Annotated in this window: 2 protein-coding genes; both read left to right on the forward strand. The window is 57.4% G+C overall.

The genetic code is table 11. From position 1 onward, the window contains the following. The first annotated feature begins 112 nt into the window (after positions 1-112). Positions 113-394: a pyrophosphorylase gene (locus tag FQP90_RS22975; RefSeq protein WP_144653423.1), complete on the forward strand. Its 282-nt coding sequence runs from the start codon at positions 113-115 to the stop codon at positions 392-394. Between the two features lie 125 nt (positions 395-519). Further along, the coding region (locus FQP90_RS23510; RefSeq protein WP_208760073.1) for a hypothetical protein at positions 520-705 on the forward strand (186 nt) is incomplete at its 3' end.

Raw genomic sequence — 705 nt, forward strand, 5'->3', positions numbered from 1 at the left:
TTTGTCCGTTTGTTGGATTTATTGGGTGGTGTTGGTAGTTTAGGCATCGTCTGGTCGCCTGGGCTGGTTTTGGTTTGGGTGTTGCGATTGTTCTTATTGGGAGGAAAGTTCTATGTCGCGTGTGTTGTCTACTGAGCAGGCCAAGGCTGCTATTGGTCAGGTGCAGTCGATTATTACTGGTGGGTTCACGGATCAGATTTCGGCGTTGGATGCGCAGGGTCGTGTGTTGTCGGATCCGAATGTGTGGGATGGGCCGTTGGCTGCTGAGTTCCGTGGTTCGACGTGGCCGGAGACGAAGGCTGCGTTGGATAAGGCGCGGGAGGAGTTGGAGCAGTTGCGGGGTCAGTTGCAGAAGATTTCGCAGGATATTTTCTCTGCCGGCGGCGGGGCCTGATTTTGTAGTTGGTTTTGGTGTGGGGGCCGGGTGATCGTGCCGCGCTGATGCGTGGTGTGGTTGCCCGGCCGTTGCGCTGGGTTGTTGGTTTTGTTCGCGTTCTTGTTCTGTGGGGGGCTTTGGTTGTGACCGAGTTCGTTGAGATGCCGTTGTTGCCGGATTCCGATGATGCCCATGGTGGCCGGTTTGTGTATGGGGTTGCCGAGTCGGTGAAGGGTGCTTTTGAGTCGGCAGCGTCGCGGGTTCAGGAGCATTCGGGGTCACGGGCCCCGTTGGTGTCGGGGGCGCGGGAGGATTTCCGGGGGCATTTT

This window comes from Paenarthrobacter nitroguajacolicus (assembly GCF_007786235.1).
GTDB classification, from domain to species: Bacteria; Actinomycetota; Actinomycetes; order Actinomycetales; family Micrococcaceae; genus Arthrobacter; species Arthrobacter nitroguajacolicus_A.

What these genes read in the sequence shown, in the direction of transcription:
- FQP90_RS22975 (WP_144653423.1), top strand. Translation starts at nt 113, where the DNA reads ATGTCGCGTGTGTTGTCTACTGAGCAGGCCAAGGCTGCTATTGGTCAG.